General features: G+C 58.4%; 11 protein-coding genes and 1 tRNA gene. 4 read left to right on the top strand and 8 right to left on the bottom strand.

Annotation, left to right across the window (positions count from 1 at the left end; all coding sequences use genetic code 11):
• Nucleotides 1–77 precede the first annotated feature (77 nt).
• On the bottom strand, nucleotides 78–1,763 hold the full coding sequence (locus I6L32_RS18440; RefSeq protein ID WP_029314601.1) for an aspartate:alanine antiporter: 1,686 nt from the start codon (nucleotides 1,761–1,763) through the stop codon (nucleotides 78–80).
• Nucleotides 1,764–2,534: 771 nt separating this feature from the next.
• Nucleotides 2,535–2,610: transfer RNA gene (locus tag I6L32_RS18435), tRNA-Asn, on the bottom strand.
• A 132-nt stretch (nucleotides 2,611–2,742) separates the two neighbouring features.
• On the opposite strand from I6L32_RS18435, the gene uvrB reads away from it, so the two are divergent.
• From uvrB to I6L32_RS18420, 3 genes are all read left to right on the top strand, one after another.
• On the top strand, nucleotides 2,743–4,755 hold the full coding sequence (gene uvrB / locus I6L32_RS18430) for an excinuclease ABC subunit UvrB (protein ID WP_216944315.1): 2,013 nt from the start codon (nucleotides 2,743–2,745) through the stop codon (nucleotides 4,753–4,755).
• Entirely contained in the window at nucleotides 4,752–5,009 is a 258-nt protein-coding gene (locus tag I6L32_RS18425) for a DUF1232 domain-containing protein (RefSeq protein WP_010674910.1), read from the top strand. The genes uvrB and I6L32_RS18425 overlap by 4 nt, the downstream gene beginning before the upstream one ends.
• A 147-nt stretch (nucleotides 5,010–5,156) precedes the next feature.
• A complete protein-coding gene (locus I6L32_RS18420; protein WP_010674909.1) occupies nucleotides 5,157–5,819 on the top strand; it encodes a DedA family protein in 663 nt (220 codons plus the stop codon).
• A 252-nt stretch (nucleotides 5,820–6,071) separates the two neighbouring features.
• On the opposite strand, the gene dsbB is transcribed toward I6L32_RS18420, so the two are convergent.
• Complete coding sequence (gene dsbB / locus I6L32_RS18415) at nucleotides 6,072–6,593, bottom strand: disulfide bond formation protein DsbB (RefSeq protein ID WP_010674908.1); 522 nt, start codon at nucleotides 6,591–6,593, stop codon at nucleotides 6,072–6,074.
• Nucleotides 6,594–6,679: 86 nt separating this feature from the next.
• The gene (gene nhaB / locus I6L32_RS18410) at nucleotides 6,680–8,254 is read right to left on the bottom strand and encodes a Na(+)/H(+) antiporter NhaB (RefSeq protein ID WP_045524552.1); all 1,575 of its coding nucleotides are present in this window, start codon (nucleotides 8,252–8,254) and stop codon (nucleotides 6,680–6,682) included.
• 333 nt (nucleotides 8,255–8,587) lie between these two features.
• Here nhaB and fadR point away from each other — a divergent pair, with 333 nt between their 5' ends.
• A complete protein-coding gene (fadR, locus tag I6L32_RS18405) occupies nucleotides 8,588–9,301 on the top strand; it encodes a fatty acid metabolism transcriptional regulator FadR (RefSeq protein ID WP_010674906.1) in 714 nt (237 codons plus the stop codon).
• A gap of 59 nt (nucleotides 9,302–9,360) precedes the next feature.
• Here fadR and I6L32_RS18400 read toward each other — a convergent pair whose 3' ends face one another.
• From I6L32_RS18400 to I6L32_RS18385, 4 genes are all read right to left on the bottom strand, one after another.
• On the bottom strand, nucleotides 9,361–10,881 hold the full coding sequence (locus I6L32_RS18400) for a SpoVR family protein (RefSeq protein WP_039040868.1): 1,521 nt from the start codon (nucleotides 10,879–10,881) through the stop codon (nucleotides 9,361–9,363).
• Nucleotides 10,882–10,891: 10 nt separating this feature from the next.
• Nucleotides 10,892–12,163: a YeaH/YhbH family protein gene (locus I6L32_RS18395; protein WP_216944314.1), complete on the bottom strand. Its 1,272-nt coding sequence runs from the start codon at nucleotides 12,161–12,163 to the stop codon at nucleotides 10,892–10,894.
• A gap of 24 nt (nucleotides 12,164–12,187) precedes the next feature.
• Nucleotides 12,188–14,110, bottom strand: a complete 1,923-nt coding sequence (locus I6L32_RS18390) for a PrkA family serine protein kinase (protein WP_010674903.1) — start codon at nucleotides 14,108–14,110, stop codon at nucleotides 12,188–12,190.
• 573 nt (nucleotides 14,111–14,683) lie between these two features.
• Nucleotides 14,684–16,606 carry an ATP-dependent DNA helicase RecQ gene (locus I6L32_RS18385; protein WP_216944313.1) on the bottom strand — a complete coding sequence of 641 codons (1,923 nt, stop codon included), beginning with the start codon at nucleotides 16,604–16,606 and terminating at the stop codon, nucleotides 14,684–14,686.
• Nucleotides 16,607–16,645 lie beyond the last annotated feature (39 nt).

Raw genomic sequence — 16,645 nt, 5'->3', positions numbered from 1 at the left:
TCCATCCAGGAGTGCCCGCCCATGAAAAAAGGAGCCTCGAGGCTCCCTTTTTTCATGGGCGGGCAGGTACTCTGCGGCTAGAACCAGAAGCCGATGATGAAGGAGCCCGCCAGGGTCAGCATGACGTTGGCCACCGCATAGGTGCCGGCGTAGCCGAGCGCCGGGATGGAGCTGTTGGCCGCCTCGTTCACCACGTCCATGGCCGGGGCGCAGGTACGGGCCCCGGTGATGGCACCGAGCAGCAGGGCCGGGTTCATTTTCAGCACCCAGACACCGAACAGGTAGCCTACCAGCACCGGCAAGGTGGTCACCAGCATGCCGGAGAAGAGCACCACCATCCCCACTTCGCTCAGGTGATCAAGGATGCCGCCCCCGGCCTTGAGGCCGGTGCTCACCATGAAGACGGCAAGACCGAGATCCTTGGCAAGGCGCAGGGCGCCTGGTGGCACATAGCCCACCGTGGGGTGGTTGGCACGCAGGTAGCCCATCAGGATCCCCGCCAGCAGCAGGCCGACGGCATTGCCGAGGCCGAACTCTATCTGGCCGAACACCAGGGAGACGGAGCCGATGAGCAGGCCCAGTACGAAGAAGGTGGCGAAGGCCACCAGATCCGTGGTCTGGCTGTGGATGCTGATGAAGCCTATCTTGTTGGCCAGCAGCTTGACCCGCTGCTTCTCGCCGCTGATCTGCAGCACGTCGCCCTTTTGCAGCATGATGTTGCGATCGAACGGCATCTCTATCTGGGAGCGCACCACCCGGTTGAGGAAACATCCCTTCTCGGTGAGGTTGAGCTCCACCAGATGGCGACCCACCACGGCGTCATTCTTCACCACGATCTCTTCGGTGACAATCTGCAGGTCAAGGAGGTTGCGATCGAACACCTCCTTTCCGTTGCGGTAGTTGACGTCGAGCTTCTCGTGGCTCTCGGGGTAGCCCACCAGGGCGATCTCGTCCCCTTCCTGAATGACGGCGTCACCATCGGGGCTGGCCAGAATGCCGTTGCGGCGAATGCGCTCCACATAGCAGCCTGTGTGGGGATAGATGCCGGTTTCGCGCAGGGTGCGACCGCCGATCCAGGCGGCGAGCTCCGGGCCGACCCGATAGGCGCGGATGATGGGCAGATAGGTCTTGCGGCTCTCGCTGTCGGAGAGCCCCCGCTCGCGGGCGATCTTCTGGGCCTCGGTGTTGAGATCCAGCCTGGCCAGGGAAGGAAGGTAGCGTACCACCAGCATCAGGCCCACCAGTCCCACCAGGTAGGTCAGGGCGTAGCCTATCCCCATGTTGTCGAGCACCGACTGCATGTCGGTCTGGTGGGGCAGGTTGAGCAATCCGCTTCGCAGGGCGTCCTGGGCTCCCACCAGGGCCGGCGTGGAGGTGAGGGAACCTGCCAGAATGCCGGCGGCCATGCCGGGCCCCAGATTGAAGAACTTGGCGAGCCCCACGGTCAGCAGCAGGGCCGACAGCAGGATCACCAGGGTCAGGGTGATGTAGTGGATGCCGTCGCGAAGGAAGACGCTGAAAAAGTGCGGCCCCGCTTCAATCCCCACGCAGAAGATGAACAGCATGAAGCCGACGTTTTCAGTGGAGGTGGAAAACTGGAATCCCATCTGGCCAAACAGCAGGGCGGTGAAGAGCACGCCTATGGTGTTGCCTATCTGGAAGTTGCCGATGCGTACCTTGCCCAGCAGCAGCCCGAAGGCCAGTACTACGAACAGCAGCAGGGAGTCGCTTTGATGTAGCAGTGTCACGAAATCTATGGTCATGCCCGGAAAAACCGAGGAAAAAAGTGGGGCCGATATTGTGCCGGATCCTGTATCAAGAAAGAAGCGCCAAAGCGGATTAACAGCCAGTTAAGTGCTGGTCTCTTTGGTGAAGGTAGGGATGCGAGGGCGGGCTGGGGAAAACACCTCTATTTTACGCTGCAAGGCCCGCTGTCAATGAGTGAAATATGCTGTCGAGCAGGGAGAGGATTACGCTCCTGTGGACAATTTATTACCTGCTGCATGGGGAGCAAACGGGCACGTTTTTCAGCATTTTCCACTGAGGAAATTGAAGGGTGACAAAAGAGACTCATGACTCATCCGGCAAGGGCTGACCCGCAGGACGCGGCATAGCGAAAAAAAATCTCCCGCAGGCAGCACCGCGAGTCGATTCATCCCATTTAGGGGGGAAGGGAAAAACAGCAGAAAATGGGGAAGAGCGGGGGCAGCCAGCGCAAACCGGGGACAATGGCTGCCAGCCCAGATGAACCGTGGCTTTGGTCAAGTTACCCACAGAAACTGTGGATAACCCTGTTCATGAAACTTGGCGATCAGGCTGAAAGCCGCGCCAATACTGGGCTGCAAGGACTGTTCAAAAAATACCTGCAATAAATTGTTTCTATAAAAATCAAATAGTTATGCGCAGCAGAACAAAACGCTGCTGGTCAGTAACGGGAGATCAAAAGGGAGTCAGGCCGCAGGGAAGGGCTTGTGCATTAAAATAGGAAGAGGAAAGCACTAAAGTGGATAACTTGCACCGAGATGGTGAGGAATTGGCTCCCCCGACTGGACTTGAACCAGTGACATACGGATTAACAGTCCGCCGTTCTACCGACTGAACTACGGGGGAACATCAGGCAAGGAGGTGCATCATACAGAGGTCGTATTTCGGGGTCAATAGCCATCAGGGAGGGTGAGCGGATACCCAGCTCCTTCAACTCGGGGTACACTGCTCCCTTGCCGTTTTTTGCCGGGAGTCGTCATGAGCAAGTTATTCCAGTTGGCCAGCCAGTTTCAACCCGCCGGGGATCAGCCGAGGGCCATCGCCCAGCTGCTTGATGGCATCGAGTCGGGACTGGCCCATCAGACCCTGCTCGGGGTGACCGGTTCGGGCAAGACCTTTACCATGGCCAACGTCATCGCGACCCTCAATCGTCCCACCATGATCCTGGCCCCCAACAAGACCCTGGCGGCTCAGCTTTACGGGGAGATGAAGGAGTTCTTCCCCGACAACGCGGTGGAGTATTTCGTCTCTTATTACGACTACTACCAGCCCGAAGCCTATGTGCCGACCACGGACACCTTCATCGAGAAGGATGCCTCCATCAACGATCACATCGAGCAGATGCGGCTGTCAGCCACCAAGGCGCTGCTGGAGCGGCGTGACGTGGTGATCGTCGCCTCGGTGTCGGCCATCTATGGTCTGGGGGATCCCCAGGCCTACCTCAGCATGATGCTGCACCTCAAAGTGGGGGACGTGATCAATCAGCGGGATATCCTGCGCCGCCTCGCCGAACTGCAGTACACCCGCAACGACATGGCCTTCCAGCGCGGCACCTTCCGGGTGCGGGGGGAGGTGATCGACATCTACCCCGCCGAGTCTGACAAGCTGGCCCTGCGGGTGGAACTGTTTGATGAAGAGGTAGAACGCCTCTCCCTGTTCGATCCCCTGACCGGTGCCATCGAGCAGACGGTGGTGCGCTACACCATCTACCCCAAGACCCACTACGCCACCCCGCGGGAAACCATCCTGGGGGCCATCGATCACATCAAGGAGGAGCTCAAGGGGCGGCGTGAGCAGCTGATGAGCCTCAACAAGCTGGTGGAGGAGCAGCGCATCAGCCAGCGCACCCAGTTCGACATGGAGATGATGCAGGAGCTGGGCTACTGCTCCGGTATCGAGAACTACAGCCGCTACCTCTCCGGTCGCGCGCCGGGTGAGCCGCCGCCCACCCTGTTTGACTACCTGCCGGGGGACGGCCTGCTCATCATCGACGAATCCCACGTCACGGTGCCGCAGATCGGCGCCATGTTCAAAGGGGACAGATCCCGCAAGGAGACCCTGGTGGAGTACGGCTTCCGGCTTCCCTCGGCGCTGGACAACCGGCCCCTCAAGTTCGACGAGTTCGAGGCGCTGATGCCCCAGACGGTGTTCGTCTCGGCGACCCCGGGCCCCTACGAGCTGGAAAAGTCCGGCGGTGACGTGGTGCAGCAGGTGGTGCGTCCCACCGGCCTGCTCGATCCCGAGGTGGAAGTGCGGCCGGTCAGCACCCAGGTGGACGATCTGCTCTCCGAGATCCGCAAGCGGGTCGCCGTGGAGGAGCGGGTGCTGGTCACGACACTGACCAAGCGGATGGCGGAGGACTTGACCGAATACCTGGCGGATCACGAGGTACGGGTGCGCTATCTGCACTCGGACATTGATACCGTGGAGCGGGTGGAGATCATCCGCGACCTGCGCCTTGGCAAGTTCGATGTGCTGGTGGGCATCAACCTGCTGCGCGAAGGCCTCGACATGCCGGAAGTCTCCCTGGTGGCCATTCTGGATGCGGATAAAGAGGGCTTCCTGCGATCCACCCGCTCCCTCATTCAGACCATCGGCCGGGCGGCACGAAACCTCAACGGCAAGGTGATCCTCTACGGCGATACCATCACCAACTCCATGAAGGTCGCGATTGAAGAGACCGAGCGGCGCCGCGCCCTGCAACACGCCCACAACCTGGAACACGGCATCGTGCCGAAGGGGCTCAACAAGGCCATCGGCGATGTGATGGACATGGGGGGCAGCCGCACGGCGGGCAAGGCCGGCAAGGGGAGTCGCAAGGCTGCCGAACCGCAAGGGGAGTACCATGCCCGCTCTGCCAGCGAGATCAGCAAGGAGATCAAGCGGATGGAAGAGCAGATGTTCCAGCATGCGCGGGATCTGGAGTTCGAACAGGCGGCGGCGCTGCGGGATCAGATCCAACGGCTGCGCGGCGAGCTGATCGCGTCATGAGCGCCAGACGCTGGCTCATCTGGCGGCGTTTGCGCCGCCTCTATCAGGGCTTTCGCCACCCAGGCACACCCTGGTGGGCGAAGGGGCTGGTGATCCTTATCCTGCTCTATGGCATCAGCCCGGTGGACGTTGTCCCCGATGTGGTGCCTCTCCTTGGCTGGCTCGACGACGCGACCCTGTTGCTGCTCCTCTTGTGGGGCTGGGAGAAATGCCTGCCCGGCGAGGTGCTGGCCGCTCTGGACAAGGCCGAGTGAGCAGAACCCTACGTTCAGGGAAAGGGGAAAAGAAGGGGGGATTGAATGACTCCCTTCATGGGGTTCGAAAAAGGGGACCATGGGGAGATTGTGAGCCAGGTCTCATTGGCGTAGACTCCACGCCGTTCACTTCATGGGTACCAAAAAATGGATCTGATCCTCTTTGCCATCGACTTTATTCTGCACGTTGACGTACATCTGAAAGAGCTGTTCGAGAACTATGGTGTCTGGGTATACGCCATTCTGTTTCTCATCATCTTCTGCGAGACCGGGCTGGTGGTGACCCCCTTCCTGCCGGGGGACTCCCTGCTGTTTGCGGCAGGTGCCCTCACAGTGGGCAGCGTACTGGACGTGCACACCCTGGCCGCCGTGCTGATCATCGCCGCGGTGCTCGGCAACGTGGTGAACTACACCATAGGCCACTTCTTCGGTGAGCAGCTGTTTCGCAACCCCGATTCCAAAATCTTTCGCCGGGACTATCTGGTCAAGACCCATGCCTTCTATGCCAAGCATGGCGGCAAGACCATCATCATCACCCGCTTCCTGCCCATAGTGCGCACCTTCGCCCCCTTCGTGGCGGGCATGGGGGCCATGACCTATCCCCGCTTCCTGGCGTTCAACCTGGTGGGGGGGCTCTTGTGGGTGCTCTCCTTCGTCTATGCCGGCCACTTCTTTGGCAATCTGCCGGTAGTGCGCCACAACTTTACCCTGCTCATCTTCGGCATCATCGCGGTCTCCTTGTTGCCCATGGTGATCGGCATGGTGAAGGCCAGGAGAAGTGCCAGCAAGGCTACCTCCGAAGGCGCGTGACATCGCCGTGCACGACATGAAAGAAGGGAGCCGATGGCTCCCTTGTTGTTGGTAGGTCGAGTGGCAGGTCGCTGCTGCGCCCTTTGACCCGCTTGTGGCCTGTTACGATGATGCACACCCGCAGGCAGCCACTTCATTTTCATTGGCAGAACAGGTAGAAGGGGACCCGGCCCCCTGGGCATGGGGTCGTGAGGCGATAAAGAGGAGATAAAAAGGGAGCCATGGGCTCCCTTTTTAGGGTCGAGTGACGAACTAGTTGCAGCAGCGCCCTTTTATCAGGTTGCCAGCAGCCACGATGACGAACACCAGCAGGTAGGCGGCAAAGATGACCACGAGCCACTGCGGCATGGAGAAACCGAGGAACTGCCAGCTGATCTCGCTGCAGTCGCCGTCCGGGTAGAACATCCAGGGAACCCATTTATCCAGTGGTGCCCAGGCAGGGAAGTCAACAAACCCTTCGCATACGTTGAAGGGGGAGGGGTTCATCTGGTAATCCACGTGCTTGAGCGCCAGTTTCAGGCCCCAGAAGGCGCTGTAACCCCACAGGAGCATGGCACTCCAGCGCAGGTACCAGCGCTCTGGCGCGACCATGCCGAGGAGCCCGGCGGTGAGCACGCCGAGGAGGGCGATACGTTCATAGATGCACATCACGCAAGGGTGCAAACCCAGCACGTGCTGGAAGAAGAGGGCGCAGAGTTCCAGCGCGAAAGCGGAGGCTGCCAGCAATCCCCAGGCCAGGCGATGACTGGCAATGCGGCGAAGATACTCGATCATCTGATTGATCTCTCAGAGAAAAATAGTGGCTGAATTAGAGCAGAGCCCCATCTGAAAAGAAAGGGGCCGAACAGCCCCTTTCATGATCAGTGTGTGGACGGGGTGGGCAGTGGCAGTGCCCCATGATCCAGCAACCACCCTGCCTGATAGAACCATTCGGTTACAGGACCGAGGAGCAGTTCCACGGAGAAAAAGCCGACAAGCCCCAGCACCAGGGTATAGGGCAGCGCCATCCAGACCATGCGGCCATAAGAGAGGCGCAGCAGGGGAGCGAGGGCCGAGGTGAGCATGAAGAGGAATGCGGCCTGGCCATTGGGGGTGGCGACCGACGGCAGGTTGGTGCCGGTGTTGATGGCCACGGCCAGCAGATCAAAATGCTCGCGGCTGATGGCGCCGTTGATCAGGGCGGTCTTCACCTCGTTGATGTAGACGGTGCCGACGAAGACGTTGTCACTGACCATGGAGAGCAGACCGTTTGCCAGGTAGAAGAGGGCAAGCTGATCCTCCGGCTTGGCCGCCAGTACCCACTGGATCACCGGCTTGAACAGCTGTTGATCGATGATGACCGCCACCACGCTGAAAAAGACGGTGAGCAGGGCGGTGAATGGCAAAGCCTCCTGGAATGCCTTGCCAAGCGCGTGTTCTTCGGTCACGCCGGTGAACGCCGTCGCGAGCACGATGACCGTCAGGCCGATCAGCCCAACTGCAGCCAGATGGAGGGCAAGACCCGTGATAAGCCAGGTGGCAATCAGCGCCTGGACGATCAGCTTGGCCTTGTCCTGCGGGGTACGTTGTGCGTCCTCGTCGCGTTCGTAGGATTCCATGATGTGACGCACGGGCTCGGGCAAGCGGGCGCCATAACCGAACCAGCGGAATTTTTCGACCAGGATGCAGGTCAGCAGGCCGCAGATGAAGACCGGAATGGTGACTGGTGCCATGCGAATGGCAAATTCACCGAAGTGCCACCCGGCCTGTTCACCGATGATGAGGTTCTGGGGTTCGCCGACCAGGGTGCAGACGCCCCCCAGGGCGGTACCGATGGCGGCGTGCATCATCAGGCTGCGCAGGAAGGCACGAAATTCGTTCAGATGCTGGCGGGAGAGCTCGTCAATCTCTTCGTCATCATGATGCAGATTGCCGGACTCATCCCGGGAGGCCACCTTGTGGTAGATGGCGTAGAAGCCGGTTGCGACGCTGATGACCACGGCGATCACGGTCAGGGCATCAAGGAACGCGGAGAGGAATGCAGACACCAGGCAGAAGGCGAGAGAAAGCAACGTTTTGGAGTGGATGCGCACCAGCATCTTGGTAAAGACGTAGAGCAGCAACTGCTTCATGAAGTAGATGCCGGCCACCATGAAGACCAGCAGCAGAAGCACTTCGATATTGGCCACCAGCTCATGTTTTATCTGGTTGGCGGAGGTCATGCCGATGAGCACGGCTTCGATGGCCAGGAGTCCGCCCGGTTGCAGCGGATAGCACTTGAGGGCCATGGCCAGGGTGAAAATAAACTCGACAACCAGCAGCCAGCCGGCCAAGAAGGGATCAACGTAGAAAATGATCGGGTTGATCAGCAGGAATAGAACGATGGCAATTTTGTACCATCGCGGAGCATTGCCCAAAAAGTTCTTTGTAAACGCGCGCCCTAGGCTGATTGGCATAATGATGGTTCTCTGTTCTGTTGTTGATATCTGCGTCTATGCAGTCGAGCCCGACCCGAGCCGAACATCCGGATATTCACCTGTATCAGATTGATTGCACATGATTTTAATCAAGGGAGCGATAACTATAAATAAGGTCGCTGAACTTGCCCAGCGAGCAAACGCTTATATTCCCATCATTTGGTGTTGGTTGACTCCTCACTTGTCGTCGCATACATATTTTTAACAAAAAGATCGGGGTAATGTGAGCAGAGGACCGACCTTCTGCTTGCCAGCATGACCGGCTTTGCTATTATTCGGGGGCCTTTTTACGCACTACAACAGAGTCATTACATGGTCATTAAAGCGCAAAGCCCTGCCGGGTTTGCCGAGGAATACATCATCGAGTCCATCTGGAACAATCGCTTTCCTCCTGGATCCATTCTGCCGGCGGAGCGCGAGCTGTCCGAATTGATCGGCGTGACTCGCACTACCTTGCGTGAAGTGTTGCAGCGCCTTGCCCGTGATGGCTGGCTCACCATCCAGCATGGCAAACCGACCAAGGTCAACAATTTCTGGGAAACCTCCGGTCTCAACATCCTGGAGACCCTGGCGCGTCTCGATCAGGACAAGGTGCCTGATCTGGTGGCACAACTGCTCTCCGCCCGGACCAACATCTGCACCATCTTCATCCGTGGCGCCATTCGCAACAACCCGGAACAGGCCGCCGAGATCTTGCGGGGTGCCGATGATGTGGAGAACACGGCCGAGGCCTATGCGGACTTCGACTACCGTTTGCATCACCAGCTTTCGTTTGCCTCTGGCAACCCCATCTATGCCTTGATCCTCAACGGTTTCAAGGGCTTGTACAGCCGGGTTGGCCGCTACTACTTCTCGGACAAGCAGGCGCGGGAAACCGCAGATGCCTACTACAAGACGCTGCGCAAGCTGGCCGAAACCAAGGATCACGAAGCCGTGTTCATGACGGTACGCCAGTACGGTATCGAGTCTGGCAAGCTTTGGACCCGTCTGCGTCAGGACATGCCAAGCAACCTGTGTGACAATTGATTGCCCTGATCCAAGAAAAACGCGCCTGATGGCGCGTTTTTTTATGCCCGGCACTGACGTCAGGTCATGCTCTTGCGGTCCGGACAACGGCCGATGATATCTGCGGATAGCTCGCCATTGTCCTGCTCCAGCACCACATCGAAGCCCCACAGCTGATGAAGATGCTTTAGCACCTCGTGGCGTGACTCGCCAAGGGGGATGCGGTTGTGGGGAACATAGCGCAGGGTCAGGGAGCGATCGCCTTTCACTGCCACGTTGTAGACCTGAATGTTGGGCTCCAGGTTGCTCAGGTTGTATTGAGCGGACAGGGTGCTACGCACCAGCCGGTAGCCCTCTTCATTGTGAATGGCGGACACCTTGAGGTAGTTCTTCAGATCGTCGTCATCGATGGCAAAGAGCTTCATGTCTCGCATCACCTTGGGACTGAGGAACTGGCTGATGAAGCTTTCGTCCTTGAAGTTCTGCATGGCGAAATGCAATGTCTCGACCCAGTTGGTGCCAGCGTAATCGGGGAACCAGTATCTGTCCTCCTCGGTCGGGTGTTCGCAGATGCGACGCAGGTCCGTGAACATGGCAAAGCCAAGGGCGTAGGGGTTGATCCCCGAGTAATACCGGCTGTTGTAGGGGGGCTGATAGACCACGTTGGTGTGGCTGTGCAGCACCTCCAGCATGAAGCGATCGCTGATTTTTCCCTCGTCATAGAGGTGGTTGAGAATGGTGTAGTGCCAGAAGGTGGCCCAGCCCTCGTTCATCACCTGCGTCTGCTTCTGCGGGTAGAAGTACTGACTGATCTTGCGCACGATACGTACCACCTCGCGCTGCCAGGGCTCGAGCAGGGGGGCATTCTTTTCGATGAAATAGAGGATGTTCTCCTGAGGCTCGGCAGGATAGCGCCTGTCTTCCACCCCGGCAATCTTGTGCTGCTTGGGCAGGGTACGCCACAGCTCATTGACCTGGGTTTGCAGATAATCTTCCCGCGCCTTCTGGCGTCGCTTCTCCTCGGCCAGAGAAATCTTCTGGGGCCGCTTGTAACGATCCACCCCGAAGTTCATCAGGGCATGGCAGGAGTCGAGCAGTTTCTCCACCGCATCGATGCCGTGTTTTTCCTCGCACTCGGTGATGTAGTTCTTGGCAAACAACAGGTAGTCGATGATGGAGGAGGCATCGGTCCAGGCCTTGAACAGATAGTTGTTCTTGAAGAAGGAGTTGTGACCATAGCAGGCGTGGGCCATGACCAGCGCCTGCATCGGCATGGTGTTCTCTTCCATCAGATAGGCGATGCAGGGGTCCGAGTTGATGACGATCTCGTAGGCCAGTCCCATCTGGCCGCGCTTGTAGTTGCGTTCGGTGTGGATAAAGCGCTTGCCGAATGACCAGTGTTGATAACCGATGGGCATGCCCACGCTGGAGTAGGCATCCATCATCTGCTCTGCAGTGATCACCTCGATCTGGTTGGGATAGGTGTCGAGCCGATAGAATTTGGCGACCCGGGCTATCTCCTGGTGATAAAGCTCCAGCAGATCGAAGTTCCAGTCAGGACCATCGTCCAGTGGCGCTATCTTTCTTGCGGTTTCTACCATATGTGATCCCTCAAGCCGCTTGCTTCTTGAACAATTCCCGGAACACCGGATAAATGTCCTCGACCTTGCGAATGTGCTCCATGGCGAAGTGGGCGTATTGCTCTGCCACCGCCTCATATTCGTGCCACAGGGTCTGGTGGGCGCGGGTAGTGATCTCGATGTAGGAGTAGTAACGCACCCGCGGCATGATGTCGCGCATCAGGATCTCCCTGCACTGGGGTGAGTCATCGGCCCAGTTGTCACCATCAGAGGCCTGCGCCGCATAGATGTTCCACTGGTTGGCGGGATAACGTTCGTTGATGATGTCGTTCATCATCTTGAGCGCACTGGAGACGATGGTGCCGCCGGTCTCCTGGGAGTAGAAGAACTCGTGCTCGTCCACCTCCTTGGCCTGGGTGTGGTGGCGAATGTAGACCACCTCGACATTCTTGTAAGTCCGGCTCAGGAATAGATAAAGCAGGATATAGAAACGCTTGGCCATCTCTTTGGTGGCCTGATCCATGGAGCCGGAAACGTCCATCAGGCAGAACATGACCGCCTGGCTCGAGGGGACGGGCCGTTTGACAAAGTTGTTGAATTTGAGGTCGAAGGTGTCGATAAAGGGGACTGCATCGATCCGCCGCTTCAGCTCCCTGATCTCTTTTTCAAGTTGCGCCATTTCGGCGAAATGGTCGTTGGGCTCGCAGGCCAGCCGAGCCAGGCGCTCCTCCAGTTCACGCAACTGACGCTTCTTGCCTGCCTGCAGCGCTATGCGCCGCGCCAGCGAATTTTGCAGGGAGCGCACCACGTTGATGTTGGCAGGCACCCCGTTGGAGGTGTAGCCGGCCCGGTAGGTCTTCATCTCCATCAGCTGGTTGAGCTGGGTCTTTTGCAGCCGCGGCAGCTCCAGATCCTCGAACAGCAAGTCCAGGTACTCGTCCTTGGAGATCTGGAAGACGAAATCATCGACGCCCTCTCCTTGATCCGAGGCCTGGCCCTCGCCACTCCCCTGGCCGCCGCCACCCCCTTTGGGCCGGTCAATCTTGTCACCAGATACGAACTGGTCGTTGCCCGGATGCACCATCTCCCGTTTGCCGCCATGACCCTGATGAAAATGGGGTTCCCCGATGTCCTTGGTCGGGATGCTGATGCTCTCACCCTTGTCCACGTCCTGAATGCTGCGCTTGGAGACAGCATCCGAGACCGCTTGTTTTATCTGCTTCTTGTAGCGGCGGATGAAGCGCTGCCGATTGACAGCGCTTTTGTTTTTGCCGTTGAGCCTGCGGTCGATAAAATGCGCCATAACTCCCCCTTGAACACGGCAGGGTCAGGATGACTTGCGTACCCTGAGATACCATTCGGAGAGCAGTCGCACCTGTTTGCGGGTGTAGCCTTTCTCCATCATCCGTTCGACAAAGTTATCGTGCTTCTTCTGCTCCTCGGCCGAGGTTTTGCTGTTGAAGGAGATAACCGGCAGCAGCTCTTCCGTGTTGGAGAACATCTTCTTCTCGATCACGGTGCGCAGCTTCTCGTAACTGGTCCAGTTGGGGTTACGGCCTGCATTGTTGGCCCGGGCCCGCAGCACGAAGTTGACGATTTCGTTGCGGAAATCTTTCGGGTTGCTGATCCCGGCAGGTTTTTCAATTTTCTCCAGCTCGCTGTTGAGAGACGCTCTGTCAAACAGCTGGCCGGTTTCGGGGTCACGATACTCCTGATCCTGGATCCAGAAGTCGGCGTAGGTGACGTAGCGATCGAAGATGTTCTGACCGTACTCTGAATACGACTCGAGGTAGGCGGTCTGGATCTCCTTGCCGATGAACTCGACGTAGCGCGGAGTCAGGTAACCCTTGATGAACTCCAGATAGCGATCGTGCAGCTCTTGCGGGAACTGCTCGCGCTCTATCTGCTGCTCCAGCACATAGAAGAGGTGCACCGGGTTGGCTGCCACTTCCGCGTGGTCGAAGTTGAAGACACGGGAGAGGATCTTGAACGCGAAACGGGTGGAAAGGCCGTTCATGCCCTCGTCAACCCCCGCATAATCCCGGTACTCCTGATAGCTTTTCGCCTTGGGGTCCGTGTCTTTAAGACTCTCGCCGTCATAGACTCGCATTTTGGAGTAGAGGCTGGAGTTTTCCGGCTCTTTGAGTCGCGACAGCACCGAGAACTGACCCAGCAGCTCCAAAGTACCTGGCGCGCATTTGGCCTCGGTCAGCTCGCTGTTGAACAGCAGTTTTTCGTAGATCTTCACCTCTTCCGACACCCGCAGGCAGTAGGGCACCTTGACGATGTAAACCCGGTCTAGGAAGGCCTCGTTGTTCTTGTTGTTGCGGAACTGCTGCCACTCGGATTCGTTGGAGTGGGCCAGCAGGATGCCGTCGAAGGGGAGGGCGGAGAGTCCCTCGGTACCGTTGTAGTTCCCCTCTTGTGTCGCCGTCAGCAGCGGGTGCAGCACCTTGATGGGGGCCTTGAACATCTCGACGAACTCCATCATCCCCTGGTTTGCCTTGCATAGCGCACCGGAGTAGGAGTAAGCATCGGCATCATCCTGGGCGAAGTGTTCCAGCATGCGGATATCGACCTTGCCGACCAGGGAGGAGATGTCCTGGTTGTTGTCGTCCCCCGGTTCGGTTTTGGCGATGGCGATCTGATCGAGGATGGAGGGGTTCACCTTCTCCACCTTGAATTTGGTGATGTCGCCACCAAACTCGTGAAGGCGCTTGGCGACCCAGGGAGACATGATGGGGCGCAGATAACGGCGAGGGATGCCGTACTCCTTCTCGAGGATTTCGCCATCTTCGTCGATGTCAAACAGGCAGAAGGGGTGATCGTTCACCGGTGAGCCCTTGATGCGATAGATGGGCACTTTTTGCATCAGGGATTTGAGTTTCTCTGCCAGCGAGGATTTACCGCCGCCAACCGGTCCGAGCAGATAGAGGATCTGTTTCTTCTCTTCCAGGCCCTGAGCGGAATGTTTGAGGTAGGAGACAATCTGTTCGATGGCTTCTTCCATGCCATAGAAGTCTTTGAAAGCGGGATAACGCGCGACGACGCGGTTGGAAAAGAGACGGCTGAGACGTGGATTGGTCGAGGTGTCGATCATTTCCGGCTCGCCGATGGCGGTCAGCAGACGTTCGGCGGCAGAGGCGTAGCAGGATTTGTCCTGTTTGCACATATCCAGAAACTCCTGGATGCTGTACTCCTCCTCTCTGGCCTTCTCATACCGCTGTTGATAGTGCTCGAAGATGCCCATAACTTAGCCCTCGTTATAGTCGCTTGCCCTGAAAAAGAGTGGATCACTACTTTTGTTCTGTTTACCTCTTAAGCCTAGTCAACAGCCCCCAGTAATCCATCGCCATCATTGGTTTAAGTTTGTGCGGGAGCTTCCCGATCCTCGTGCGGGAAGAAGCAGTAAGTGACATACCTATGTTACTGACTGTTAAATTATTTTTGCCACGACAGTGATGCAAATGTCAAAGACATAAAAAATAAATCTTTGTGTGCCAGAGGGAGAAAATGGTGACGCTCTGTTTTGTCAGGGGGCGGTGCCAGCAAGGGCAAGGGCGGCAGGGAATCGAGGGCGAAAAGACGTGTCGCTTACGTCAACGTAATGTTATTTTTTTGGTGTTTTTGCTCTAATTTTTACATTGACGCTACATTCTAGCTGCTCTAGATTGGCCCTGTGTCGAGCAGTCATCGCTTTAGCAAGAGAGTGGGTGATTGTGCAGATACTAAGCTCTGTTTAAGCACGTTTCCGTTGGCTTGACCCTCGCATCCGCGAGGGTCTTATTTTTTCAGCGCCTGAACGCGCGCCAAACCTGCAAGCTCAGGATCCGGCGGGATAGAGGGCTGACACCGCCGCCAGCACCTCGGCGAAGGGATGGTCCGCCAACTGGCCAAAACCGGCCAGATCCCTGGCCTTGAGACGGGTCGTCAGCGGGGTGGCGATGCCACACAGGAAACGGGTCAGGATCCTGGGATGGCGCTGATGGCAGAGGGCGATCAGCGGGTCGCACCAGGCGCGCAAACCGTGCTCGTTGGGCAAGCCCGGTGATGGCAACGGCGGCAACACGGCGATCTCTCCCCGGCAGACGGAACAGTGCCCGCACCGCTCGGGGGCCGCGTCGTCGGCAAAATAGCGGGCAAGCTCATGGCTGAGGCAGGTGGTCGAGGTGAAAAAGGCCAGCAGCGCCTGAAGGCGGGCCAGCTCGCTCTGCTCTTTCTTTTCAAACAATCCATGCAGCTCTTCGGCCAGGGTCGCGGTATCGATTTGCTGGCTCAGCACCCGATAGACCTCGGTCATCTGCTTGCTTTCAAGCTCGATCCAACCCTGCTGCTGCAGGTAGTCCAGCGCCGTCGCGGCGCGCTGGCGTTCCCCCTGGTATCCCTGCCACAGCGCTTCGAAGTCCATGGTGCACCAGGTGCGCGCCTGTGGCGCGCAGGCAAAGACCTGCTCCAGGAACTGGCGGCGTTCGGAATTGAAACGAGCGAGGATCGCCTGTTTTTCCAGTACGAACCTGAAACGGTACTCGGCAAAGTAGCTGTAGGCCGGTGCAATGACCCCCGCCATCTCCAGATAGACCAGCAGGGTCTTGAGGGGCAGTTGGCGAATGTTGGTCTCGTTGGAGAGGCGCAGCAGGCTGAATTCCCACTCGGCGCCGCTCTGGCGCACGATATCGAGCAAGTACGCGATGGCGTCCCTGTCCGGTGTATCCCCATAAACGAAGTTTTCCAGTACCGGCAACTGGGCGCGGCTCGCCAGCACGGTGCAGCGGGAGGGAAGCCCGTCACGTCCGGCGCGGCCTATCTCCTGACTGTAGTTCTCGATGGACTTGGGCAGGTCGTAGTGAATGACCCGGCGAATGTCGGCCTTGTCGATGCCCATGCCAAAGGCGATGGTGGCCACGATGCAGTCGAGTCTGCCAGCCATGAAGTCGTGCTGGATCTGGCTGCGCAGGGCGGGAGCGAGCCCCGCATGGTAGGCGCATGCCCGGATGCCGCTGGCCTGTAGCTGCGCGGCGCACTGTTCTGCGCTGTGTTGCAGAGTCACGTAGACGATGGTGGGGGCGGCCGGATCCCGGTGCAGCTCCTCGCGCAGCCAGGTATCGCGGGCACTGCCGGCCAGCGGGAGGACGGCCAGATCCAGATTGGGTCTGTAGAAACCGGTGACCACCAGATCGTCCCGGTCGATGGCAAATTTTGCCTGCATGTCCGCCATGACGGCCGGGGTGGCGGTGGCGGTCAGCAACAGCACCTGGGGAATGGCCAGTTCACGGCGATGATCCGGCAGCTTGAGGTAGTCGGGGCGAAAGTTGTGGCCCCACTCCGAGATGCAGTGGGCCTCGTCCACCACCAGCAGTGACAGGGGGATGTGGGCGATGAAGCGGCGAAAGCGCTCATTTTTGAGGCGCTCCACCGAAATCATCAGGATCTTGAGCTGGCCATCGCTGGCCTGCTGCATCACGCGCCGGCTCTCTTCCGCTGTCTGGCTGGAATCCAGAGTGGCGGCGGCGATCCCCTTGCTGCGCAAAAAGGCGAGCTGATCGTGCATCAGGGCCAGCAGGGGAGAGATGACCAGGGTCAGGTGGGGCAGTGCGAGGGCGGGCAATTGATAACAGAGGGATTTCCCCGCGCCAGTCGGGAAGATGGCTGCGGCGCTCTTGCCGGCCAGCAGACGACTGATCACTGCTTCCTGCCCGGGCCGCAAGCGATCAAAGCCGAAGTGTCGGGTCAATAAAGAGGTGATCATGGCAAGGCTCCCTGAAAAAGGGCGTCATCATATCACTTC

The organism is Aeromonas sp. FDAARGOS 1402, from assembly GCF_019046925.1.
GTDB classification, from domain to species: domain Bacteria; phylum Pseudomonadota; class Gammaproteobacteria; order Enterobacterales; family Aeromonadaceae; genus Aeromonas; species Aeromonas caviae.
The sequence above is the reverse complement of the archived record's forward strand: the minus strand, read 5'-3'. Positions and strand labels throughout refer to the sequence as shown.